The organism is Saccharopolyspora tripterygii, from assembly GCF_054778355.1.
Genome location: NZ_BAAGZP010000036.1, coordinates 116,626 through 134,057 on the forward strand (window position 1 = coordinate 116,626; position 17,432 = coordinate 134,057).

Annotated in this window: 16 protein-coding genes; 10 read left to right on the forward strand and 6 right to left on the reverse strand. The window is 70.3% G+C overall.

The annotated features are described in order from the left end of the window. Window positions 1-7: 7 nt before the first annotated feature. The 3 genes from ACYVF3_RS25615 to ACYVF3_RS25625 all read left to right on the forward strand — a co-directional run bounded on the left by ACYVF3_RS25615 (window position 8) and on the right by ACYVF3_RS25625 (window position 1,283). Entirely contained in the window at window positions 8-382 is a 375-nt protein-coding gene (locus tag ACYVF3_RS25615) for an STAS domain-containing protein (protein ID WP_461156795.1), read from the forward strand. Between the two features lie 65 nt (window positions 383-447). Next, on the forward strand, window positions 448-903 hold the full coding sequence (locus ACYVF3_RS25620) for an ATP-binding protein (RefSeq protein ID WP_461156796.1): 456 nt from the start codon (window positions 448-450) through the stop codon (window positions 901-903). A gap of 101 nt (window positions 904-1,004) precedes the next feature. Beyond that, window positions 1,005-1,283: a WhiB family transcriptional regulator gene (locus tag ACYVF3_RS25625; RefSeq protein WP_461156797.1), complete on the forward strand. Its 279-nt coding sequence runs from the start codon at window positions 1,005-1,007 to the stop codon at window positions 1,281-1,283. 84 nt (window positions 1,284-1,367) lie between these two features. On the opposite strand, the gene ACYVF3_RS25630 is transcribed toward ACYVF3_RS25625, so the two are convergent. After that, entirely contained in the window at window positions 1,368-3,392 is a 2,025-nt protein-coding gene (locus ACYVF3_RS25630; RefSeq protein WP_461156966.1) for a CocE/NonD family hydrolase, read from the reverse strand. 193 nt (window positions 3,393-3,585) lie between these two features. Between ACYVF3_RS25630 and ACYVF3_RS25635 the strand changes: the two genes are divergently transcribed. Continuing rightward, window positions 3,586-4,563, forward strand: a complete 978-nt coding sequence (locus ACYVF3_RS25635) for a TIGR03557 family F420-dependent LLM class oxidoreductase (RefSeq protein ID WP_461156798.1) — start codon at window positions 3,586-3,588, stop codon at window positions 4,561-4,563. A 147-nt stretch (window positions 4,564-4,710) separates the two neighbouring features. Continuing rightward, on the forward strand, window positions 4,711-4,902 hold the full coding sequence (locus ACYVF3_RS25640) for a hypothetical protein (RefSeq protein ID WP_461156799.1): 192 nt from the start codon (window positions 4,711-4,713) through the stop codon (window positions 4,900-4,902). Between the two features lie 80 nt (window positions 4,903-4,982). Here ACYVF3_RS25640 and ACYVF3_RS25645 read toward each other — a convergent pair whose 3' ends face one another. Both ACYVF3_RS25645 and ACYVF3_RS25650 read right to left on the reverse strand, forming a co-directional pair. Next, the gene (locus tag ACYVF3_RS25645) at window positions 4,983-6,767 is read right to left on the reverse strand and encodes a thiamine pyrophosphate-requiring protein (RefSeq protein ID WP_461156800.1); all 1,785 of its coding nucleotides are present in this window, start codon (window positions 6,765-6,767) and stop codon (window positions 4,983-4,985) included. An 86-nt stretch (window positions 6,768-6,853) separates the two neighbouring features. Beyond that, complete coding sequence (locus ACYVF3_RS25650; protein ID WP_461156801.1) at window positions 6,854-7,720, reverse strand: SDR family oxidoreductase; 867 nt, start codon at window positions 7,718-7,720, stop codon at window positions 6,854-6,856. Between the two features lie 164 nt (window positions 7,721-7,884). Here ACYVF3_RS25650 and ACYVF3_RS25655 point away from each other — a divergent pair, with 164 nt between their 5' ends. Continuing rightward, window positions 7,885-9,162, forward strand: coding sequence for an ATP-grasp domain-containing protein (locus tag ACYVF3_RS25655; protein ID WP_461156802.1), 1,278 nt, complete (start codon window positions 7,885-7,887; stop codon window positions 9,160-9,162). Between the two features lie 55 nt (window positions 9,163-9,217). On the opposite strand, the gene ACYVF3_RS25660 is transcribed toward ACYVF3_RS25655, so the two are convergent. After that, window positions 9,218-10,399, reverse strand: a complete 1,182-nt coding sequence (locus ACYVF3_RS25660) for a zinc-dependent alcohol dehydrogenase (protein WP_461156803.1) — start codon at window positions 10,397-10,399, stop codon at window positions 9,218-9,220. Window positions 10,400-10,546: 147 nt separating this feature from the next. Here ACYVF3_RS25660 and ACYVF3_RS25665 point away from each other — a divergent pair, with 147 nt between their 5' ends. Next, window positions 10,547-11,614, forward strand: a complete 1,068-nt coding sequence (locus ACYVF3_RS25665) for an NAD-dependent epimerase/dehydratase family protein (protein WP_461156804.1) — start codon at window positions 10,547-10,549, stop codon at window positions 11,612-11,614. 5 nt (window positions 11,615-11,619) lie between these two features. Here the strand turns inward: ACYVF3_RS25665 and ACYVF3_RS25670 are convergent, their stop codons facing one another. After that, on the reverse strand, window positions 11,620-12,864 hold the full coding sequence (locus ACYVF3_RS25670) for a PucR family transcriptional regulator (protein ID WP_461156805.1): 1,245 nt from the start codon (window positions 12,862-12,864) through the stop codon (window positions 11,620-11,622). Window positions 12,865-12,960: 96 nt separating this feature from the next. On the opposite strand from ACYVF3_RS25670, the gene ACYVF3_RS25675 reads away from it, so the two are divergent. From ACYVF3_RS25675 to ACYVF3_RS25685, 3 genes are read left to right on the forward strand one after another with little or no spacing between them, the layout of a single operon-like run. Next, window positions 12,961-14,457, forward strand: coding sequence for a flavin-containing monooxygenase (locus ACYVF3_RS25675; protein ID WP_461156806.1), 1,497 nt, complete (start codon window positions 12,961-12,963; stop codon window positions 14,455-14,457). After that, window positions 14,454-15,362 (forward strand): alpha/beta fold hydrolase, encoded by a 909-nt coding sequence (locus tag ACYVF3_RS25680; RefSeq protein ID WP_461156807.1) that lies wholly within the window; start codon window positions 14,454-14,456, stop codon window positions 15,360-15,362. The genes ACYVF3_RS25675 and ACYVF3_RS25680 overlap by 4 nt, the downstream gene beginning before the upstream one ends. After that, window positions 15,359-16,204: an SDR family NAD(P)-dependent oxidoreductase gene (locus tag ACYVF3_RS25685; protein ID WP_461156808.1), complete on the forward strand. Its 846-nt coding sequence runs from the start codon at window positions 15,359-15,361 to the stop codon at window positions 16,202-16,204. Before ACYVF3_RS25680 ends, ACYVF3_RS25685 begins: the two co-directional genes overlap by 4 nt. On the opposite strand, the gene ACYVF3_RS25690 is transcribed toward ACYVF3_RS25685, so the two are convergent. Next, window positions 16,134-17,264: an NAD/NADP octopine/nopaline dehydrogenase family protein gene (locus tag ACYVF3_RS25690; RefSeq protein ID WP_461156809.1), complete on the reverse strand. Its 1,131-nt coding sequence runs from the start codon at window positions 17,262-17,264 to the stop codon at window positions 16,134-16,136. The genes ACYVF3_RS25685 and ACYVF3_RS25690 overlap by 71 nt on opposite strands. Window positions 17,265-17,432: the final 168 nt, after the last annotated feature.

Genomic DNA, 17,432 nt, shown 5'->3' on the forward strand with positions numbered 1-17,432 from the left:
TGGAGTGATGGCTTCCGACATCAACGAACACCCGACGCCGTTCAACACGGTGAAAGAGTGGTCGGGCCGCGCACTCTTCGTCACCGCGACCGGAGAGATCGAACTCGTCAACTCACCGCACTTCGAATCCGCTCTGGACCAGGCGCTCACCGAGAAGCCGGACGTCCTCGTCGCCGACATCACGGACGTGACGTTCCTGTCCTCGGCGGGGCTGGCGGTGCTGATGCGCGCGCACCGCAACGCCGAGGCCGCGGAGATGAGCTTCCGGGTCGTGGCCGCCAACCCGGCCACGCTACGCCCGATCCAGCTCATGGGTCTGGACCAGGAATTCGACGTCTTCGCGGACCGGGACGGCGCTCTCGCCAGCGCGCCAGGTTTGTGAACGGGCTCCAACGGCGAACCTAGGTGTTGACGCGCGGTTTGAAGCCCATCGGTTAGGAAGCACGTATGGCACCCGGTCACTCCGGCGGGCCGGACGCGGACCACGAGGTCCCCGCGAGCCTGCACCGCCACCGTGTACCGGCCTCGGCCGATCTCCTCCCGGTGCTGCGCGACGAGCTCGAGCAGTGGGCGCGTTCCGCCGGACTCAGCGACAGGGTCGCCGATTCGCTGGCGCTGGCCAGCTACGAGGCGATGGCCAACGCGGTGGAGCACGCCTACGACGGCATGCACGGACTTCTGGACGTCGAGGCAGCGTTGCAGGGCGCGGGCGTGCAGGTGACGGTCACCGACCAGGGCTCGTGGCGCACTCCCGAGGAGAACGCCACGGAACGGCGGCGCGGTCTCCTGCTCATCCACCGCCTGGCCGACGAAGCCGTGGTGACCTCCGGCGAGGACGGCACCCGCGTGCTGATGCGGTGGGACGTCCCGATCTCCGACGCCGGTGAGCCGCTCCCCGGTTGACGCAGCGGGAGAAATCCGTCCCGATTTCGTGTGAACCGCACCCCGCCCGGGTATCCCGTTGATCGACCGGATGATCAACCCGAGCGAGCCAGGGGGTGCGCATGACCGCCACGGAACGGCTTCCCCGACCCAACACCGACTCCTGGCACTGGCAGCTCCGCGCCGCTTGCCGGGACCTGAGGACGAGCCGGTTCTTCCACCCGGAGAACGAGCGCGGCAACCGGCGCGCGCAGCGCGAACGCCAGGCCAAGGCGATCTGCAGGCGCTGCCCCGTCATCGCTCAGTGCCGCGAGCACGCACTGAAGGCGCACGAGCCCTACGGCGTGTGGGGTGGACTCGGCGAGCAGGAGCGCAGGGGTCTGCTGCACGTGGCGAGCTGATCGCCTCAGCGGTCACGCGTCGAACCTGCGAGCTTCCGCGCCGGGCGGCGATCTCCCCGGCGCGGAAGTGCGTTCGGGACCCGCTCACACGTGGTCACGCGGGATCCGGCGGTCCCAGTTCTGGGAGAACACCCGCTCCCCGCCGAGGTGGGCGTCGAGTTCGGCGTGCAATCGGAACTCGGTGGCCGTCGAGGTCAGCGCAGTCCTGGTGCTCACCAGCGCCGACCAGTCGCCGCGGGTGAACCGCATGGTCCACTCGATGTCGCCGCGCACCGAGTCGAAGTCATCCCCGACCCAGCTGTAGAGCTCGGTGGCGCGCCGGTGGACGTCCAGGTCGATGTTCTCGAACCGCACCAGTCCGAGGTCCTTGATCACCTCCAGAGACGATCGGTAGTCGACCAGGTCCCTGCCGACCCGCCAGCGCTGCTCGCCCGGCGTGATCTGCTTCGCCGGCGCGGGCGTGGTTCCCTCGGGCTCGCCGAACAGCGGGGTCGGCAGCTCGTCGGCCTCCTCGGCGGGACGGATCGGGAGTTCCAGCTCGGTCTCAGCCGGGTGCACGGTCAGCTGCACCGGTTCCGGCGGCGGCCACGCGAGCGGCCAGTACGAAGTGGACAGCGCCAGCCGGATCCTGTGCCCTGCGGGGAAGGCCTGCGCCACTCCGTTGAGCCGCAACCGAACCCGGTACCGCTCACCGGGTTCCAGCAGCTCGGGGGACTCGTCGCCGTTGCGGTGGGTGAGGTTGAGCAACCCGTAGGTGACCCGGGTGGCCTGCCCGTCCGGGCTGACGTCGGACAGCCGCGCGGCCAGCATCGCCACCGGGCGGTCCACTTCGACGACGGCGTCGAGCACCGGGCCGCCGAGGATCTCGCAGCGCTCGTCCAGCGGCTCGGTGTCGAAGACCAGCGAACCGCCGTCCTCCTCGCGCTGGTCGTAGGGCAGGTCCGGAGGTGCGTTGTAGGAGCACCACTTACCGCCGTACTGCCCGACCGACAGCGGCGAGGCGACCGTCAGCGGTGGACCGCGGTGCTGCTCCCCCGGCTGCGCGATCCTGTTCCGCGCCAACGGGAACCGGGACCGGTCCACGTGCGGCGACGGCCACGACGGCTCACCGACCCAGCGCCCCGGCCGCTCCTCGTAGCTGGTCGAGGGCGGCATGCTCTCCTGCATCCAGGTGCGCAGCATCGGGCCGTCCATCGCCCCGTTGTCGGCGCCCTTGAGCCAGTGGTCCCACCAGCGCACGAGTTCCTGCAGGAACCCGATCGCCGGGCCGGGCTGCCCCAGGTGCGGGTACTTGTGCGACCACGGCCCGACCAGCCCGCGCCGGGGGACGTCGAGGTTCTCCATCAGCCGGAAGACGGCGTTGGAGTAGCCGTCGGCCCAGCCGCTGACGGCCAGCACGGGGCATGCGACCGCGCTGAAGTCCTCGCAGATCGAACCGTGCCGCCAGTAGTCGTCGCGGCGCTGGTGGCGCAGCCAGGTGTCGATCCACAACCCGCTGTCGGCGAGCCGTTCGCGCCACATCTCCTCCCAGCGATCGCCGACGACCGCGGGGTCGGGCGGGCACGTCGTCTCGGCGAACATGGTGCTGGCCCAGGACAGGTTGTCGCTGAGCAGGCATCCGCCCATGTAGTGCACGTCGTCGGCGTAGCGGTCGTCGGCGCAGCACAGGGCGGCGATGGCGCCGAGGCTCTCGGGCCTGCGAGCGGCGACCTGCAGGGCGTTGAAACCGCCCCAGGAGATGCCCATCATGCCGGTGCGTCCGGTGCACCACGGCTGGTCCGCCAGCCAGGCCAGCACCTCCTCGGCGTCGGAGAGCTCCTGCTCCAGGTACTCGTCGGTGAGCACCCCATCCGAATCCCCGCTGCCGCGGAGGTCCACGCGCGCGCAGGCGTAGCCGTGCCCGGCGAGGTACGGGTGGTGGATCGAGTCCCGCAACGAGGTAAGGTCGCGCTGCCGGTAGGGGATGAACTCCAGCACCGCGGGCACGGGTTCGGTGTCGGAGGAAACGGGCCGCCAGATCCGCCCGGCCAGCCGGGTCCCGTCCGCCAACGGGATCCAGATCTCCTCCTCCTGCTTGATCTCGCAGGGCAGCTCGTCGACCTCGCGCACGCGTCCTCCCATGCGTTGAACTTGGCGTTCGGGCGTCACCCGCTGACCTACCCACCTGCCGGTGCGGTCATGCGCGGTCGGCGCACGTTTCACCACGCGGCTCAGCGGTTACTCGCCGAACAGGACTGTCCGGAGCTCACGGCGGCCCGAGGCTCCGATGAGCTTCAACCCGACATCGGTGGAGGTCAGGAGCATGGTTCGGTTCGGGTACACGCTGATGACCGAGCAATCGGGGCCGCGCGAGCTGGTCAAGCACGCCGCCGCCGCTGAGCGCGCCGGGTTCGACTTCGCCGTCATGAGCGACCACTACTCGCCGTGGCTGGACGAGCAGGCGCACGCGCCGTACGCGTGGAGCGTGCTGGGGGCGGTCACGCAGGCGACGGAGCGGATGGATCTGCTGAGCTTCGTCACCGCGCCGATCATGCGCTACCACCCCGCCGTCGTCGCCCAGAAGGCCGCGACCCTCGGCCTGCTGTCGGAGGACCGGTTCACGCTGGGCGTCGGCGCGGGTGAGAACCTCAACGAGCACGTCATCGGCGAGGGCTGGCCCCCGGTGAACGTGCGCCACGAGATGCTGGAGGAGTCGCTGCGCATCATCTCGTCGCTGTTCGAGGGCGGTCACGTGAACTTCACCGGCGACCACTACCGGGTCGATTCGGCGAAGCTGTGGGATTTGCCGGATCGCCGTGTCCCGATCGGCACCGCTGTCTCGGGTGACCAGTCGGTGCGGCGCTTCGCACCGCACTCCGACGCGATGATCGCCGTTCAACCGGAGGAAGCGCTCTGCCGGGGCTGGGACACCGCCACCGGCGGGGGTCAGCCCAAGTACGGCCAGCAGCCGATCTGCTGGGACCCCTCCTCCGATGCGGCGGCCAAGCGCGCGTGGGCGCAGTTCCGCTGGTTCGCCGGTGGCTGGAAGGTCAACGCCGAGCTCCCGGGAACCGCGGGCTTCGCGGCCGCCACCCAGCACGTGCGGCTGGAGGACGTGAGGGCCTCGATCCCCTGCGGCCCGGACGTCGAACCGATCGTCGAGTCGATGCGGGCGTACTGGCGCGCGGGATTCACCGACGTCGCCCTGGTCCAGGTCGGTGTGGACGAAGACCCCGCCGGCTTCTTCGGTTTCGCCCGCGAGAAGCTCCTGCCCGCCTTGCGCGAAGCCGCCGGGAGCTGAGCCCTCCTCCCGCTGGGACAAGGGGTTTCAGCGACCCGCGCCGACCGCGTGGGTGAGAAGTCCGACTCCGGCTGCGAGTTTGCGCTCCGCCACCATTGCCAACCCGAGGGGCGGGAGCGCAAGAGCCGCGACGAGGAGGATCACACCATGGTCGTTGACAAGCTCCGCCAGCTGACGCAGCGGGTGCGCGACGAGGTCGCCCAGCACAACCCGATGAAGCCGAAGGACGAGGCCTCCGCGAACGACGTGCCGCCGGCGCGGCGCACCGGGAGGGCCAACCGCCTGCTCAACACGGGCCCGCGCGTCCCTCCGGAATCGGGACCGCACAAGCACCGCTGATCCGCTGCGCCCAGCACAGGGCACCGCCTCGGACCCGCCGCCGGTGAACCTCACCGGCGGCGGCTCTCGTCCTAAGGCTGTCAGTCCCGGCCCGGGAGGTAGTCCTGGGCCTTGGCCTTCACGCCCTCCTTGACCACCGACCACGCCTCGGGGTCACCCTTGAGCATCGCCTCGGCCATCGACTCGACCTGGCTCCAATCCGCCTGCGGCGGGATCGGTGGCACGGTCGGGTCGGTGACGAACTCGACCAGGCAGGGCCGGTCGCTGCGCAACGCCTCGGCCCACGCGTCGGCCACGCTGCCCGGGTCGGCAACCCGGATGCCCCGGAAACCGGCGTTGCGCGCGAACTCCGCGTAGTCGAACCCCGGGAGTCGTTGCGAGGGGATGAACTGCGGCGCGCCGTTGAGCGCGCGCATCTCCCAGGTGACCTGGTTGAGGTCGCCGTTGTTGAGCACGCCGACCACCACGCGCGGGTCCTCCCACTCGCGCCAGTGCTGTCCGATGGTGATGAGCTCGTTGATGCCGTTCATCTGCATCGCACCATCACCGACCAGAGCGATCACCGGCCGGTCCGGGTGGGCGAACTTCGCGCCCGTGGCGTACGGCACGCCGGGCCCCATGGTCGCCAAGGTGCCCGACAGCGAGCAGCGCATGTCACCGCGCACGCGCAGGTGCCGGGCGTACCAGTTGGCCGCCGAACCCGAGTCCGCGGTGATGATGGCGTCGCCGGGCAGCTGCGGCGAGAGCTCGTGGAAGACGCGCTCCGGGTTGAGCGGGTCGGCCTCCACCGCCGCGCGCCGCTCCATGACGTCCCACCAGTCGCGCACGCCGCTCTCGACCTTCTCCCGCCACGCGCGGTCCTCCTTGCGGCGCAAGCGGGGCAGCAGGGCCGACAAGGTCGCCTTCGCGTCGCCGAGCAGGTTGACCTCGAACGGGTAGCGCATCCCGATCATCGTCGGATCGATGTCGATCTGCACCCCTCGCGCCTGCTCGTACTCCGGCAGGAACTGGCTGTAGGGGAAACTGGCGCCGATCATCAGCAGCGTGTCGCAGTCGCGCATCAGCTCCCACGACGGCCGCGTTCCCAACAGGCCCGACGCACCCGTCACCCACGGCAGGTCGTCGGGCAGCACGTCCTTGCCCAGCAACGCCTTCGACACCCCGGCACCGAGCGCGTCGGCCACCGCGGTGACCTCGCCGACCGCCTTCCGCGCGCCCTGACCCACCATGATCGCCACGCGCTCGCCGGAGTTGAGCACCTCGGCGGCGCGGTCCAGGTCGGCCTCGGCCGGGGTGGTGACGGCCTCGGAGATACCGACGCTGGAGGGGACCATCTTGAAGGCGTGCGTCGGCGGCGAGTAGTCCAGTTCCTGCACGTCGTTGGGGAGGATCAGGGCGGAGACCGTGCGGCGAGCGCGGGACGTGCGCATCGCGCGGTCCAGCGCGTTCGGCAGCTGCTCCGGAGTGGAGACGAACTGCACGTACTCGGCGACGTCCTTGTACAACGTGGACAGGTCCACCTCCTGCTGGTAGGCCCCGCCCAGCGATGTGCTCGCTTGCTGCCCGACGATCGCCACCACCGGCACGTGGTCGAGCTTGGCGTCGTAGAGCCCGTTGAGCAGGTGAATCGCACCAGGCCCGCCGGTCGCGGCGCAGACCCCGACCTCGCCGGAGAACTTCGCATGTCCCACCGCTTCGAACGCGGCGAGCTCCTCGTGCCGGGCCTGGATGAACCGCGGGTCGTCGTCGGCCCGCTCCCAGGCGGCGAGGAGCCCGTTGATGCCATCCCCCGGGTAGGCGAAGACGTGCTCCACACCCCAGGTCCGCAGGCGTCGCAGCAGGTAGTCGGCCACCTTCTCGGCCATGCCGCACACTCCGATCGTCCGGGTAGGCGTCGTCCCCACCTCGCCTACCCGGATCTTCGAGCGCCAAACCGGGTTCGATCGAGTCGTCAGCCCGGGTGCGTCTCCCCGCCCACGGGGGCGAGGACTTCGCCGGTGTAGTAGCTGGAAAGCCGGTCGGAGGCGAAGAAGACGTAGGACGGGGCGATCTCGTCCGGGTGCCCCATCCTGCCCATCGGGGTCTGCTCGCCGAACCCGCTCACCTTGTCCTCGGTGAAGGTGGAGGGGATCAGCGGTGTCCACACCGGACCCGGGGCCACGCAGTTCACCCGGATGCCCGAACCGGCCAGCGACTGCGCGATCGACTGGGTCAGCACGTGAACTGCGCCCTTGCTCGCCGAGTAGTCCATCAAGGACTTGTTGCCGCGCAACCCGTTCACCGAACCGGTGTTGACGATCGACCCGCCCTCCGACAGGTGTCGCAACGCTGCCTTGCACAGCCAGAACACGCCGAACACGTTGACCTCGAAAGTCCGCTTGAACTGCTCCGTGCTGATCGAGCCGAGGTCGTCCTGCGGCGCCTGCGTGCCGGCGTGGTTGACCAGCACGTCCAGCCCGCCCAGGCGTTCGGCCGCGTCGTCGACGAGTTGGCTGCAGAAGCTCTCCTCGGCGATGTCGCCGCGGAACAGGTGGCATTCGCGGCCTTGCTCGCGCACCAGCGCTGCGGTGTGCTCGGCGTCGGCGTCCTCCGAGCTGTCGAAGTAGGCGACCGCGACGTCGGCGCCCTCCTTCGCGAAGGCGACCGCCACGGCGCGGCCGATCCCGGAGTCGCCGCCGACCACCAGCGCTCGCTTGCCGGAGAGGTGCTCCGCTCCGGTGTACTCGCGCATCTCGTCACGGGGGCGCGGCTCCATCTGCTCGGTGATGCCGGGCGGCGACTGCTGTTGAGCCGGCGCGCTCTCCGGTAGCTGGCTCATGGCTCTCCTTCCACCGTCAACCTCGGGTCCGGCGCACCTGGGGTACCCGCTCGGGCCACGCCTTCAACCCGCGATGCCCCGACAGCGACCCGGTGCGGGGACACGTGGTGAGGAGATCGGCCACCGGGTGATTGACGATCGTGGATCCGGGTATGGAACGTGGTGTGACTGAGCAGCCGACGAACGTGTTCCTCCTGGGACCCGACGAGCGCAACCTCGCTCTGATGCGCGAGCTGGAGGACCTCGCGCCGTACCGGTTCCGCGCGCTCCTGGACAAGGAGAAGCTGATGTTCGGCGACACCGGACTGGAACAGCTGCTGGAAGACGCGCAAGAGGGGATCGAGAACTCCCCGGAGCCGGTCCACGCGATCATCGGCTACTGGGACTTCCCGGTGAGCTCGATGGTGCCGATCCTCGCGACCCAGAACGGCCTGCCAGGACCGAGTCTGGAAGCCGTGGTCAAGTGCGAGCACAAGTTCTGGAGCCGGTTGGTCCAGCGCGAGGTCACCGACGCGCACCCCCACTTCGCGATCGTCGACCTCGACAACCCGGAAACCCCGCCCGGCATGCGGTTTCCGGTGTGGCTCAAACCGGTGAAGTCCTATTCCTCCGACCTGGCGTTCAAGGCCCACGACAGCGAGGAGCTGCGCGAGAGGGTCGCCGAGATCCGCGAGGGCATCGGCGGGATCGGACGCGCCTTCGACTTCCTGCTCTCGAAGCTGGAACTCCCGCCGGAGATCGAGGACGCCGGCGGGATGGCCTGCTTGGCCGAGGAAACCGTCCACGGTGATCAGATCACCGCTGAGGGGTACGTGTCCGGCGGGCGAGCACGGGTGCACGGCATCATCGATTCGCTCTGCTACGAGGACACCTCCAGCTTCCTCCGCTTCCAGTACCCGGCCGGGGCCCCCGAAGAGATCCGGCACCGGATCACCGAGATCAGCAAGAACGTGATCGAGCACATCGGGCTGGACGACTCGACGTTCAACATCGAGTTCTTCTGGGACAGGGACAGCAACGCGCTGAACATCCTGGAGATCAACCCGAGGTTGTCGCAGTCGCACGCCCCCCTGTTCGAGCTCGTCGACGGCATGCCCAACCACCAGGTGATGGTGCAGCTGGCGGCGGGTGAGGAGCCGGCGATGCCCAGTCGCGAGGGCGAGCACCGGATCGCGGCGAAGTGGTTCCACCGCGCCTTCCAGGACGCGTTCGTCACCGCGACACCATCCGAGGACGACCTCTCCCGCGTGCAGGAGGACATCCCCAGCGCAACGGTGGACATCATCGCCGAGTCCGGGAAGCGGCTCTCGGAGCTGCCGGCCCAGGACAGCTACAGCTACGAGCTCTTCGCGGTCTACCTCGGAGCCGAGGACGAGCAGGACCTGCGCGCCAAGTTCGACCGGTGCGTCGAACTGCTCCCCTTCACCCTCGACGAGGTGTGAAGCAGAAGGCAGGCGGCCAGGAGCTGGTTCCTGGCCGCCTGCCTTCCGCCCGGGATCAGGGTTCCAGGATCATCTTGATCGCCCCGTCCTCCTTGCGCTGGAAGGTGTCGTAGGCCTGCGGTGCGTCGTCCAGCGGGAGGCGGTGGGTGGTGAGGTCCCGGACTCCCAGCGGGTCGGACTCGTGCCCGACCAGCGGCAGGAGGTCGGGGATCCACCGCTTCACGTGGGCTTGCCCCATCGCCAGCCGAACGCCCTTGTCGAACAGGGTGAGCATCGGCATCGGGTCGGCCATCCCGCCGTAGACGCCGCTGAGCGAGATCGTGCCAGCCCGGCGAACGCTGTCGATGCACTGGTGCAGCGCGGAAAGCCGGTCCACGCCGGCCTTCGACATCAGCGGTTCGGCGACGGCGTCGGGCAGCACGCCGACGACCTTCTGCCCCAGCTCGGCCATCGGGGAACCGTGCGCCTCCATCCCGACGGCGTCGATCACCGAGTCCGCGCCCCTGCCGTCGGTCAGGTCGCGCACCGCGGCCGGGACGTCGTCCTCCTGCGCGGCGTCGATCGTGCGAACCCCGTGGCGCTGGGCCATGTTCAGCCTTTCCGGAACTCGGTCGACGCCGATGGCGTGGAACCCGTGGTGCTGGGCGATCCGCGCGGCCATCTGCCCGATCGGGCCGAGCCCGAACACGGCCACCGTGCCGTCCTTGGGCACGTCGGCGTACTCCACGGCCTGCCATGCGGTGGGCAGCACGTCGGAGAGGAAGAGGAACTGCTCGTCGGGCGGGCCCTCCGGGACCTTGATCGGTCCGAACTGGGCTTGCGGGACGCGCAGGTACTCGGCCTGAGCGCCGGGAACGCTGCCGTAGAGCTTGGTGTAGCCGAACAGCGCGGCACCGCTGCCCTGGTCGCGCACCTGGGTGGTCTCGCACTGGGCGAACAGACCGCGGTCGCACATCCAGCAGTGCCCGCAGGAGATGTTGAACGGGACGACGACGCGGTCCCCGGGTGCGATGCCCTCCACCGCCGATCCGGTCTCCTCGACCACTCCCATGGGCTCGTGGCCGAGGACGTCCCCCGGATCGAGGAAGGGCGCCAGGACCTCGTAGAGGTGCAGGTCAGACCCGCAGAGCCCACTGCTCGTCACGCGGATGATCGCGTCCGTACCAGCCTCGAGCTTCGGGTCGGGAACGTCCTCGATCCGCACGTCTCGTGGTCCTTGCCAGGTCAAAGCCTTCACAGGCACCTCCTCGGTCGGTCGCACCACACCGTCTTTCCGGTGGCCCTGCGGCCCAAACCTGGCGCGGGCACCTGCTGCGGCGGAGGTGAGTTTGTGCCGGCGGATGCGGGGAAGCCGAAGGGGGAGGACCCGATCCGAGGAGGACTCATGGCTGCGCCCGCGAGCGCCCGGCGAGTCGCGATCGTCGGCGCCACCGGCAACATCGGGACCAGCGTCGTGGAAGCGCTGCGCGGCGACTCCGCCGTCGAGTCGATCACCGCGCTGTCGCGCCGGGAACCACCGGAGCTCGGCACCGGGATCGACTGGGAGCGCACCGACATCCGGGAGGACGACCTGGTCGGGCGGTTCTCCTCGGCGGACACCGTGGTCCACCTGGCCTGGTTGTTCCAGCCCACGCACGATCCCGTGGTGACGTGGCGCAACAACGTGCTCGGGAGCATCCGGGTGTTCGAGGCGGCGGCTGCGGCCGGGGTGCGCAACATCGTCCACGCCTCCTCCGTCGCCGCCTACTCGCCGGGGCCTGCCGGACGGCCGGTCAACGAGAGCTGGCCGACGCACGGGTGGCCCAACGCCGCCTACAGCGCGGAGAAGGCCTACCTGGAGCGCTACCTCGACGGGTTCGAGCAGCGCCACCCGAACATCGAGGTCACGCGGATGCGCACCGCGTTCTGCTTCAAACCCGAGTCCGCCGAGCAGCAGCGGCGCCTGTTCATCGGACCACTCCTGCCCAACGCGCTCGTGCGGCCCGAACTCCTGCCGGTGCTGCCGATCCCGGCCGGGCTCCGCTTCCAAGCGGTGCACAGCGACGACGTCGGCGAGGCCTACCGTCTCGCCGTCCGGTCCGGCAGCGGCGGTGCCTTCAACGTCGCGGCGGACCCGGTCATCGACACCAGCGCGCTGGCGGACATGTTCCACGCCCGTCCGGTCACGGTCCCCCCGCAGCTGGTGCGCACCGCGCTGTCGGCGGCCTGGCACCTGCACCTGGTTCCCGCGTCACCGCACCTGTTCGAAGCCTTCATCCGGTTGCCGGTGATGGACACCAGCCGCGCCCGGGAAGAGCTCGGCTGGACGGCTCGGCACAGCTCCACCACGGCGGTGTCGGACTTCCTGCGCGGTCTGCGCTCGGGCACCGGCGGGGCCAGCCCGCCGCTGCGCTCCCCCATCCCGGGTGGACGGGCGCGCGAGCTCGCCACCGGAGTCGGCCGCGTCCCCTGAGCCGCCTACCCGGTACCGCTCCAGTGGAGGGTCTCCAGCGCCGCCGCCACCGCGAGCGCGTTCTCCGCGAGCGGGCGCGGGAGAAGCTCGTCCGCCCTGGAGAGGCGGCGGAGAACCGTGTTGCGGTGGGTGTAGAGGCGTTCGGCCGTGCGGGTCGTGCTGCCGAGCTCGCGGACGTAGGTCAGCACGGCGGCGCGGGTGTCGGCGTCGGCGTGCTGGAGGTCGCCGAGGGTGTCGGCGAGGAATTCGTCGGTCTGGGTGGGCTCGCTGGTCAGCAACGACACCAGCTGCACGTCCTGGTAGCGGGCCACCTGCTGCGGCGAGGTGAGCCGCGCGACCATCCGCTGGGTGGTCGCGGCGTCGAGGTGGCTGCGCCGGAAGCCCTCGACGCCCCTGCCCGGACGACCGACCGCGACGCGCACCTCGGGGTGACCGGCGAGGCGCGCCGCGAGCTCCGCTGCGGGCGGCGCGGTGGCGACCGGCAGCCACACCCACATCGCGGCCGCGCTGGCGATGACGGTCAGCCGCTGGTCGGCACCGGCAGCGCGCGTCACCGCTTCGGCGGCGGCCTCGACCTGCTCGGAACCTCCCGCGCCGCTCCAGAGGATGACCGCGGTGTGCGGCCCGGCGAGCCGGTAGCCGAGCCTGGTCTCCGCGCGCGCCTGGCCGATCGGCGCCCCCTCCAGCAGCAGCGTCACCGCGGCCCGGCGTTCGGCGTGCGCCCCGCGGGTGAGCTCATCGCGCTCGTGCTGCATGCGCTCGCTGACCTCGGCGACGGTGTCGTCGATGAAGGTGCCGATCGACACCGCTGAGATGTCGAGGAGTTCGCGCAGCTCCTGCGGGTCGTCGGTGAGGCCGAAGCAGATGTCGATCCAGCGCCGCCACGCGACGTTCTGGCCGGTCCGGTAGGAGTCCAGCGCGGTCTCGTCCAGCCCGCGCCGCACCAGGTCGCGGGCCGTGTCGAGCAGTTCGGAGCCGGTGTTGGGCGGAACCCGGCGGCCGGGGTTCTGGACGTTGGCCGCCGCCCAGTGCAGCAGGTTCGCCAGGTTCGCCCGGCGAGTCGCCGCGGCCAGCACGGGATCCTCGGCGACCATCCGCACCCGCGCGCCGCCCAAGGCGGCCGCGTGCAGCTCCTCGACCCACTCGGCGTGCGGGTTCAACGCGATCTCCGCGCCCCGGCGGAACAGCTCCCGCACGCGCGGAGAGGCGCTCGGCCATCCCGGACCCGACGACGCAGCACTTCGCACCACCAGGGCATGATGCTGGTGCATGCCGCTGTGGCGCAACTGCGCCGCGGACCGGCATGCTGCGAGGAGAACAGCAGTCCGCAGGCGGGGAGCAGCGCAGTGACCACCTCCGAAACCCCGGTCGAGGACCTCGACGTCCTGGTCGTCGGGGCAGGCATCTCCGGTATCGGCGCAGGCCGCTACCTCAAGACCTCGCACCCGGCGAAGTCGTTCGCGATCCTGGAGGCGCGCGCCGCTTCCGGCGGCACCTGGGACCTGTTCCGGTACCCGGGCATCCGCTCCGATTCCGACCTGCACACCTTCGGCTACGAGTTCAAGCCGTGGCGGGACGAGGAGTCGATCGCCTCGGCGCCGCGCATCCTGCACTACCTGCGCGAGACCATCACCGAGAACGACCTCGAAGGCCACATCCGCTTCCAGCACAAAGTCGTGGGCGCCCAGTGGTCGTCGGAGCGGGGGCGCTGGCGGGTGGCAGTCGAGAACCCGGAAACCGGTGCGCGCCATCAGCTCAGCGCCCGCTGGATCTTCAGCGCGGGAGGCTACTACCGATACGACGAGGGCTACACCCCGCACTTCGAGGGCAGGGAGCGCTTCAACGGCCCGATCGTCCACCCGCAGCACTGGCCGGAGGACCTGGACCACGCGGGCAAGAAGGTGCTGGTGATCGGCAGCGGTGCGACGGCCGTGACCATCGTTCCCGCGATGGCCGACACCGCAGCGCACGTGACGATGCTGCAGCGGACGCCGACCTACATCATGCCGGTGCCGAAGAAGGACGCGGTGGCCAACATCGCGGGCAAGCTGTTCGGTCCCGAACGCGGGTACGCGATCGCGCGGCGCAAGAACATCCTGCAGCAGCGGCTGATCTGGAGCTTCTGCCAGCGCTTCCCGAAGGCGGCGCGCAAGCTGATCCGCTACGTCAACGCCAAGGCGCTGCCCGAGGGCTATCCGGTCGACACGCACTTCAACCCGCCCTACGACCCGTGGGACCAGCGCCTGTGCGCGGTCCCCGACGGCGACCTGTTCAAGGTGATCCGGCGGGGCGACGCCTCGGTGGTGACCGATCAGATCGAGACCTTCACCGAGCGGGGCGTGCGGCTGACCTCCGGCACCGAGCTGGAGGCCGACATCATCATCACCGCCACCGGTCTCAACGTTCAGCCCTTCGGCGGCGTGCCCCTGGAGGTCGACGGCGAGCCGGTGCACCTGCCGGACACCATCGCCTACAAGGGCATGATGCTCTCCGGGGTGCCGAACCTGGCCTTCGCGATCGGTTACACCAACTCCTCCTGGACGTTGAAGATCGGGTTGCTGTGCGAGCACTTCTGCCGCCTGCTGACCCACATGGACCGCTACGGGCTGGACGTCTGCCGCCCGGTCCCCAGCGATCCGGACATGCCCCAGCGCCCGTTCCTGGACTTCGGCGCGGGATACATCCAGCGCGCGGTGGACCAGCTCCCCAAGCAGGGCGACCGGATGCCGTGGCTGACCTCGCTGAGCTACCACTCCGACGTCAAGCTGCTGCGGACCGACGACGTCACCGATCCCGAACTGCGGTTCTCCCGCGTCAACGCCCGAGTGGAGGTGGCCAGGTGAGCGAGGACCGCTTCGTCGACCTGCCCGCAGGACCCCGGATCTGCTACCGCCTCGACGGTCCGGCCGATGGCGCTCCGCTGGTGCTGATCGCTGGGCTGGGGCTGGACCTGACGTCGTGGCCGCAGCGGCTGGTGGACGGGTTCACCGAACGCGGTTTCCAGGTGCTGCGCCTGGACAACCGCGACGCAGGCCGCTCGTCGCGGATCGACGCGCCCCCGCCCGGCAGGCTGCGCCAGCTGCTGGCCCGGCCCCGGCCGGACGCCTACGACCTCGGTGACATGGCGGCCGACACCGTCGGGCTGCTCGACCACCTCGGGCTCAAACGAGTGGAGCTGGTGGGGATGTCGATGGGCGGCATGATCGCCCAGACGATCGCCGCCCGGCACCCCGACCGTACCGGGTCGCTGACCTCGATCTTCTCCACCACAGGAGCCCGCCGAGTCGGCCAGCCCGCGCGGTCGACCCTGGTGCGGATGGCCAAGGGTCCGACCCACACGGTCGAGGCCTCGGTAGAGCGGCACCTGTGGATGTTGCGGCACATCGGCTCGGCCTCGTTCCCGCCAGACGACGACCTGGAGCGCGCCTGGGCGGCAGGACTCTGGGAACGCGGTGGGGGCGCCCGCGCGAAGGAGGGCAGGCCCCGCCAGATCGGCGCGATCCACGCCAGCGGCGACCGCACGGCCGAGCTGCGGCGGATCACCGCGCCGACCCTCGTGGTCCACGGTTCCACCGATCGCATGGTGCACGTCAGCGGTGGCCGGGCGACCGCAGCGGCGATCCCCGGTGCGCGCTACGTCGAGATCGACGGCATGGGACATCACATCGCACCTGACCTGATCGACCGGCTGGTGACGATGACCAGCGAGCACATCCGCACGTCTTCGGAGGAGGGATCGACTCGATGAGCGAGGTTCGCGGCAAGGTCGCGGTCGTCACCGGCGCCGGTTCCGGCATCGGGCGCGCGGTGGCCTTCGAGCTGTGCCGTCGCGGAGCCCGGCTGGCGGTGTCCGATGTGGACGACTCCGGGCTCGCCGACACCGTCGACCGGCTCAAGGCTCTTGGTGCGGAACCGCACTCGGCGCGGCTGGACGTCAGCGACCGGGAGGCGGTGGAGTCCTACGCGGCGTCGGTGGCATCGCACTTCGGCGTCGTGCACCAGGTCTACAACAACGCGGGCATCGCGGCGGGCGGCACGGTCGCCGACAACGACTGGGAGACCTACGAACGCGTGCTCGGGGTCAACCTGTTCGGCGTGATCCACGGCAGCAAGGCGTTCCTGCCGCACCTGATCGCCTCCGGCGACGGTCACGTGGTGAACGTGTCCAGCCTCAACGGCATCATGGGGCAGCCGCGCAGCACCGCCTACTGCGCCAGCAAGTTCGGCGTGCGCGGTTTCACCGAGAGCCTGCGCGGCGAGATGCTGCTGGCCGGGAACCCGGTGCGGGTGACCGTCGTGCACCCCGGTGGGGTGCGCACCAACATCGCCTCCGCGGGCCTGCAGCACGCCCGGGAGCGCGGCGAGGTCAGCGCCGACGAGGAGGCGCGGGTGCGCACCTACAACGAGAAGCTGTTGAAGATGCCGCCCCAGCAGGCCGCCCGCATCGTCGTCGATGGCGTCGAGGCCGGCGAGGAGCGGGTCCTCGTCGGCAACGACGCGAAGCTGGTGGATCTGATGGTCAGACTGCTGCCACGGCTCTACCCCGCGCTGGCGGCGAAGTTCGAGCGTCGTCGCTTCTCCCAGGCGTGAGCCGTCGGCGGATCTCCTGGTGGTCCAGCTCCGCCCAGCCGAGCCGTTCCAGGGTCCTTCCGCTGCGGCGGAAGGACTTCCCGGACAAGGTGGACATGACGGTGATGATCGAACCGACCATCGGCGTGTCGATCCCCGCCTTGGCGGCGAGCGCTTCCAGCGGGACCAGCGTGGAGGCGATGTCCTCGTGCAGGAACCGGTGGTCCAGCGATTCGGGCGCGCGGATGTCCTTGTAGGGCTCGGCGCTGCGCATCGCCTCCAGCACGTCGGTGGTGGTGCAGCCGTAGTAGCGGTCGAGGACCTCCGGCATCGGCGCCAGTGCGGCGCCGTGGGCTCGGGCGACCTCGCGGAACTCCTCCTCGACCTGGGTGAGCAGCGCGACCGTCCGGCCCGAGACGCCCTCGCGGTAGAACAGCAGCGGCTCACCCCGGTCGATGGCGCCGAGGTTGGCCAGCGCGATCGGCGCGTGCGCGACGGCGCCGAAATCGGTGAGTCCTCTGTGGATGATGTTGGTGGCGATCTCCAGCCAGGGGAACCACTCCCGGATCATCGGCGCCCGCCGCTCGACCGCGGCGGGGTCGGCTCCGGAGATCAGGTTCCACCGCTTCATCCCGAGGACCTGCACCCCGTCGGTTCCCTCCGGGCGGGCCGCGAAGAGCGCGTCGGTCTCCACGACGTCCACCTCGGGCGACCCGGCACTTCGGAGTTGCGCGGCGAACTCGGCGCTGCCGCACAGCTTTCCCGAGAACAGCACGACGACGTGCTCCTCGTCGAGGTGCTCGGCCAGCGAGGCCGCGATCTCCGGGTAGGCGGTGGTGATCGCGGCGACCACCACGATCCGGCAGCGCCGGGCGAGCTCGGCGGGATCCGAGGTGACCTGCGCGACCGGGAACCGGCCGACCAGCTCGCCGGTGGACCGCAACTCGCCCGAGTCCCGGATTCCCGCCACTCGCTGCGGGTTCCGCGTGCACAACCGCACGCGATGCCCCTGCGAGGCCAGGTAGGCGGCGACGGCCAGCCCTTCGCCGCCCGCCCCGAGCACGCCGACCTCGTCCACCACCGCACTTCCTGTCCTGATCGAGTCCACGTCCCAGTTGTCGGGGGCACGGCACGAGCAGTTCCCGCCCGGCCTATGACCTGACCCACATCGCCTGGCTCGCCGCCAACCTCGGGGTCCAGGTGGACGAACTGGACGCCGACTCCACCAGGTCCCAGTTTTAGTCCGAAC

Excerpts from the sequence above, each read along its gene's own strand:
- ACYVF3_RS25685 (WP_461156808.1), top strand. The coding sequence starts at position 15,359 with ATGAGCGAGGTTCGCGGCAAGGTCGCGGTCGTCACCGGCGCCGGTTCC.
- ACYVF3_RS25645 (WP_461156800.1), bottom strand. The coding sequence starts at position 6,767 with ATGGCCGAGAAGGTGGCCGACTACCTGCTGCGACGCCTGCGGACCTGG.
- ACYVF3_RS25620 (WP_461156796.1), top strand. The coding sequence starts at position 448 with ATGGCACCCGGTCACTCCGGCGGGCCGGACGCGGACCACGAGGTCCCC.
- ACYVF3_RS25615 (WP_461156795.1), top strand. The coding sequence starts at position 8 with ATGGCTTCCGACATCAACGAACACCCGACGCCGTTCAACACGGTGAAA.
- ACYVF3_RS25665 (WP_461156804.1), top strand. The coding sequence starts at position 10,547 with ATGGCTGCGCCCGCGAGCGCCCGGCGAGTCGCGATCGTCGGCGCCACC.
- ACYVF3_RS25625 (WP_461156797.1), top strand. The coding sequence starts at position 1,005 with ATGACCGCCACGGAACGGCTTCCCCGACCCAACACCGACTCCTGGCAC.
- ACYVF3_RS25650 (WP_461156801.1), bottom strand. The coding sequence starts at position 7,720 with ATGAGCCAGCTACCGGAGAGCGCGCCGGCTCAACAGCAGTCGCCGCCC.
- ACYVF3_RS25635 (WP_461156798.1), top strand. The coding sequence starts at position 3,586 with ATGGTTCGGTTCGGGTACACGCTGATGACCGAGCAATCGGGGCCGCGC.
- ACYVF3_RS25640 (WP_461156799.1), top strand. The coding sequence starts at position 4,711 with ATGGTCGTTGACAAGCTCCGCCAGCTGACGCAGCGGGTGCGCGACGAG.